Raw genomic sequence first — 5,319 nt, forward strand, 5'->3', positions numbered from 1 at the left:
ACGGATCTGGACGTCACGTTCACGTACGACGATGCCGGGAACATCCTGTCCCAGACCGACGTGCCAGGCATCGAGGGGCTGGAGGCCGATGGGCAGTGCTTCGCCTATGACGGGCTCAACCGGTTGACCGAGGCGTGGACGCCGGCGGTTTCGGGTGCGACGGCGGACTGTGCCGCGGCGAAGGATGTCGCGACTCTGGCGGGCCCTGCCCCGTACTGGGACTCCTGGGCGTTCGAGGGCAACGGGAACCGCCAGGAGTGGACCCACCGCACCGCCGAGGGGACCACGACCACCGCCTACGAGTACGACCCCACGAGCCCGCATCAGGTCACGGGTGTCACGGTGGATGCGCCGTCGGCCGCGATCACCGAAGCGTTCACCTACGACCTGGCGGGGAACACGACCGGGCGCACGACTGTGACCGAGGGCGCGGCCGCTACGTCCACGGGTGAGACCGAGACCCGCACCGCGATCCAGGGCCTGGACTTCGACGTGGAGTCAGAGCTGGCTGGTACGAGTACGGACGCGACGCTGTCGACTCAGCCGGTGGAGGCTGAGTGTGAGGTTCCCGACGGGGAAGACCCGGAAACGTGGTGTGACGGGCAGGCGGGCGGCGACGCGGATCCCGTCGTTTCGGATGAGGGCACGGTCGCGACGGAGAACATCTACTCCGCTGACGGTGACCGGCTGGTGCGGATCACTCGTGCCGCTGCGACGAGTGGTGGCACGCCGCTGGTCACGGGCGTGACCGCGTACGTCGGCGGCGGGCAGGAGGTCTCCCGTGACGCGGGCGGCCAGGTGTCTGCCGCGCGCTACTACACGTTCGCGGGACAGACGGTCGCGATGCGTACCGGCAAGGGCATGAAGAACGTGTCCACCCTGGTGGCTGATCATCACGGTACGCCGCTGGTCTCGATCCCGAACACGGACTGGGCCACGGAAAAGGTGGTGCGCCACCACACCACCCCGTACGGCGCCGCCAGGTCGGCCGACCAGCTCCCGGGCGACCACCGCTTCATGGGCAAGACCCGTGATACTTCCACGGGATACACGCTGGTCGGGGCACGCTGGTACGACGAGAGCCTGGGCCGGTTCCTGTCCGTGGACCCGATCATGGACCTGGTCGACCCCCAGCAATGGCACGGGTACGCGTACTCACACAACAACCCGGTCACGTACAGCGACCCCACCGGTCTGCGCGAGGTCGCCTCCGACAGCCTCAACGGCGACACTCAGGATCAGATCAAAGCCGCAGTGAAACACACGTCCTCAGGCGGTGGCTGGAGTCCTACACTCCCACCATCAGCCCCTGCTGACCCATGGGTTCCTACCATTCCGATGGTTACGGATGGACCCAGCGACAGCACTCCAACGACGGTGACTACGACGGCGCTGATGCCGGAGGTCCCGCAGGGCGACGGTGCCCCGTGGTGGCGGCAAATGGGAAGTTGGGCACACGATACCTTCTTGACTGCTGAGGGCCTTGCCGGATGGACCGACGATGCCGCATTCTGGACAGGCATGGGCAGCCTTGCGGGCCTCGGAATTCAGGGCATCGGGGCTGGCATTACGGCTACAACCTGTGTCCAGACCGTTGGGCTAGGGTGTGTGATTGGTGGCAGGATATTTGCTACCGGGCAAGCCATTAGCTTTGGGCTCGGAATGGCATCATCTGGATTCTCTGTTGTGAATGGCCTAGCGAACTGGCGCCTTGGAAACCGAGAGGAGGCGGTCGTATCGTTCGTTTCAGCTGGGATTGGTCTCGCGACCGCGGGAGTCGGGGCCGGTGTAGCCCAACTCTTCAGGGTTGCTGCGGGAAGAGAGATGCCTTTTATCACTGAGTTTCTGATCGGGACTGGCGGCTGGGGAGCTGGCCAGGTTCCAGGGAAGGAATGATCGAATCTTGGACAGTGGAGACTATCTAAAATCCATGAGAGCCAAAGCGGATAGGATGCGCGGAATTGCGGCGATGGCGGCTTTTCTGATGGCTGGCGGATCAATAGTCGCAGGGGCAGTCTTTAATGTCGCGGTTCTTGTTGTGATCATGGTGCTTGCATCAGTCACCGTGGGTGTATTCACATTCTATCGTCTGGCGTGTCGTCTCGGTTGGAATTCTCCCGATACGGTGCTTGCCCAAGGCGCGCGATGGCACCGTATCGCACTGAGCGGTGCGTTCCTGGCAGTCACGTGCGCTCTCGCGGTCTGGGTTGGCTGGGAGTTTGGAGCCGTGCCAGCAGCATGGTCGTCCCTGACGGTTTTCTGCGGCGAGTTCATTCTTGGCCGGGAACTCGCCCTCCTTGGAGCACGAAAGACTGGTGCAGGTGGCGAGGTAAAGCCTTTGGATTCGTCCGGTTGATAAGGATGGGAATATGTATACACTCGACAATCGCCGTCTAGTGGCTTTCTAAAAGGCGGGACTGGATCGGGTTCGGTACGCTATGGCGAGCCCTGCGGAGGCTGCAGCGGAATCCTGGAAGTTCGACGCGGATGCCGCTGGGACATCGATTGTTGTCCGCGGCACAGGAGAGGTGTGGTCCCGGTGAGTAGCCCGGTTGATGCGGCACTGGCTGTGGGGTCGCGTAAGGATCTGGTCGTCTATTTGGCCGACCTTGCCCAGAAGGCCCGGCAGGGGGAGGCTCCCGTGGAGAATCTCAGCACTCCAGATTTCATCGAGGCGTCAGGTGCCTGGCTGGAAGGGCTGGACTCATTCTTGCGTCGAAATGCTGGGAGAGGTGAGGAGGAGGTTTCGACCTGGGCGATCGTTGCAATGATCTATTCGGGTGGCCTTGTCTATGAGTGATTAGATTTGGTGACCTGGCATGCGACCACCACGGTGCTGGTCCCGTTGCGCGGGGTGCCGCTCACGGTCGCAGTGGCGAGTTGGTGATGGGAGTGACTGCCTATCTGGATGGTGGGCAGGAGCTCACGATGGATGCGGCCGGTGACGTGACCGGCGTCCGCTACTACACGTTCGCGGGAAAGACCGTCGCGGTCCGCACGGGCAAGGGCATGAAGAACGTGTCCACCCTCGTCGCCGACCACCACGGCACCCCACTGGGCCTTTCCCGGTAGATCGGGTGGCGGTGCTTGTCTAGTTCAGGTGGTGCGGTCGTGTTCGATGTGGAGGATGACGAGGGCGGCGGCGGTGATCTGGGTGATCTTGCCGGGGCTCATGGAGACCTTGTCCAGCACCTTGAAAGCGCCCTTGAGCAGCGCGTTTCCTCGTTCGGCGAGGGCGCGGACCGCGGAGTGGAGTGTGTTGCAGGCCTTCTGGTCATCGGTCAGCTTCCCCTTCTTGGGCGTCTTGTGCGGCACCGTCAGGATCTTGTCCTCGCCCTGGTAGCCGAGGTCCGCCAGGGCGTGCCGTCGCCCGTCGCGCACGCCGTGGGCGTCGCGGGTCCAGGCGTCGAGATGGTCGAGCAGGCCGGGGTGTCTGCGGGCGGCGGTAGTGTCGTGTTCCCGGCCGGGCCGCACGGGCGAGCACCAGATCGGCCAGCCGTCCGGGGCGGTAACGACCTGCACGTTCCCACCGTGCTTGTGGTGTTTTCCCGACCACCACAGATCCACGCCCTTCGTGGGGCCGGACGCCTTGCAGCGGTCGGTCGGGATCAGCGTGCCGTCGATCATCACATGCGAGTGTCCGGCGATCTTCGCTGCGAGCAGCACGCTCTCCAGCCTCGGCATCGCCGCGGCCAGCGCGTTCATGCCCTCGTCCAGGTACCGGTAGCAGGTCGACAGGCCGATCCGGTTGTCCCGCGCGAGCTGCTTGACGCGGGTGCCGTCGGCGAACCAGCGGCACACCAGCACCGCTTGGCGCCACGCGTCCAGCGCCCGCCGGCCCGCCCTGGTGCCCAGCTCGGCCTGGAGACGTTCGAGCAGGCCGGCCACGAACCGCACCGTCGCGGCCCGCAACGGCAGGACCGCCTCATAGGTCACCACGCCGTCGTCGCAGAGGCCAGACACACGGGCAGCGGGCATGAGAACATCGGACACGCGGGACTCCGGTCGGTTGATCTGTGGAAGGAACAACCGTTCTACTGGAGTCCCGCACCCCGTTCCCGCAGGTCACACCACACGGCGTGTCGCCGACGACACACCACCTACCGGGAAAGGCTCACTGGCCTCCATCCCGAACACCGACTGGGCCACCCAGAAGGTGGTGCGCCATCACACCACCCCCTACGGCGCCGCCCGCAGCGCAGACGCCCTCCCGGGCGACCACCGCTTTCTGGGCAAGACTCGCGACGCCTCCACCGGCTACACCCTGGTCGGAGCCCGCTGGTACGACGAGGGCCTGGGCCGGTTCTTGTCCGTGGACCCGGTCATGGACCTGACCGATCCCCAGCAGTGGCACGGCTACGCGTATGCGGGTAATAGCCCAGTCACGTTCAGCGACCCCAGCGGGTTGATCAGGGGTGGCAAGGATCTCACCTTGCCGGTGGGGGGTGAGGTCACACTCACGGTCGAAGGAGCCGGGACGATCGTGGGTCCGGCCCCGACCGTGCAGGGACCGCCACCGGCAGGTCCGCCGCCGACCACGACCACGACCGTCGAACCGTCGTTCTTCACCGAGTTCACTCGAGGGCTGATCGACTACGGCGCCGAGATGGTCCAGGGCGCGATCCAACTCGCCCAGACTGAGTGGACCTACCTCAAACAGTGCGCAAGCTCCGCGTTCGGCTCGGGCTGTAGGGCCTTCTTCGACTTCAACAAGCAACTCTTCGCCGACGCGCTCAACCCGTGGAACGCGATCCAGGGCCTCATCGACGAGTTCAACAACCTCAAAGAACTCTTCGACTCCGGACGTACGGCCTACGCCCTCGGACGACTCTCAGCCATCGTCGTCGAGACCCTCGTCAGCAAGGGAGGAGGCAAAGCCGCAGCACTGGCCATCAAGTCCGCGCTCAAGAACAGCGGCGGGTCGAGCGGATCTTCAAGCGGCGGAGCATCATGCCCCTGGAAGAGCTTCGGGGCAGCGACCCTCGTCCTCATGGCCGACGGCACTCACAAGGCCATCGCCGACATCGAACCTGGCGATGAGGTCATCGCGACCGATCCCGAGACCGGCGAACAGGCCGCACGCGAAGTGACCCACGTCTGGGTCCACCAGGACGACCTGTACGACTTCGAAGTCAACGGCGAACTCATCGTCACCACCGAGGACCACCCCTTCTGGTCAGTCACCGACCAAGCCTGGGAAGACACCCAAGACCTCCACCAAGGCGAACGCGTCCTAACCGCTACCGGCCGCACCGCGACCAGGGCCGGTCGGTTCGTTTTCGTTCTGTTATCTGATCAGGGTGAGCGCTCGTTCCGGGC

6 protein-coding genes are annotated in these 5,319 nt (G+C 64.7%); 5 read left to right on the forward strand and 1 reads right to left on the reverse strand.

The window, feature by feature from the left end; translation table 11 throughout:
- From ACYVK5_RS21305 to ACYVK5_RS21320, 4 genes are all read left to right on the forward strand, one after another.
- On the forward strand, positions 1-1,896 hold a 1,896-nt coding region (locus ACYVK5_RS21305), incomplete at its 5' end, for an RHS repeat-associated core domain-containing protein (protein WP_460707977.1).
- Between the two features lie 7 nt (positions 1,897-1,903).
- Positions 1,904-2,356 (forward strand): hypothetical protein, encoded by a 453-nt coding sequence (locus tag ACYVK5_RS21310; protein ID WP_460707978.1) that lies wholly within the window; start codon positions 1,904-1,906, stop codon positions 2,354-2,356.
- Positions 2,357-2,539: 183 nt separating this feature from the next.
- Positions 2,540-2,800 (forward strand): DUF7660 family protein, encoded by a 261-nt coding sequence (locus ACYVK5_RS21315; RefSeq protein WP_460707979.1) that lies wholly within the window; start codon positions 2,540-2,542, stop codon positions 2,798-2,800.
- Between the two features lie 92 nt (positions 2,801-2,892).
- Entirely contained in the window at positions 2,893-3,072 is a 180-nt protein-coding gene (locus ACYVK5_RS21320) for a hypothetical protein (protein ID WP_460707980.1), read from the forward strand.
- Positions 3,073-3,096: 24 nt separating this feature from the next.
- Here ACYVK5_RS21320 and ACYVK5_RS21325 read toward each other — a convergent pair whose 3' ends face one another.
- On the reverse strand, positions 3,097-3,978 hold the full coding sequence (locus ACYVK5_RS21325) for an HARBI1 family protein (RefSeq protein ID WP_460707981.1): 882 nt from the start codon (positions 3,976-3,978) through the stop codon (positions 3,097-3,099).
- Here ACYVK5_RS21325 and ACYVK5_RS21330 point away from each other — a divergent pair.
- A partial coding sequence (locus ACYVK5_RS21330; RefSeq protein ID WP_460707982.1) for an RHS repeat-associated core domain-containing protein occupies positions 3,977-5,319 on the forward strand: 1,343 nt, incomplete at its 3' end. The two genes, ACYVK5_RS21325 and ACYVK5_RS21330, sit on opposite strands and share 2 nt — an antisense overlap.

This window comes from Myceligenerans halotolerans (assembly GCF_054782975.1).

Coding starts and splice junctions, on each gene's coding strand:
- ACYVK5_RS21325 (WP_460707981.1), bottom strand. CDS start 3,978: ATGCCCGCTGCCCGTGTGTCTGGCCTCTGCGACGACGGCGTGGTGACC.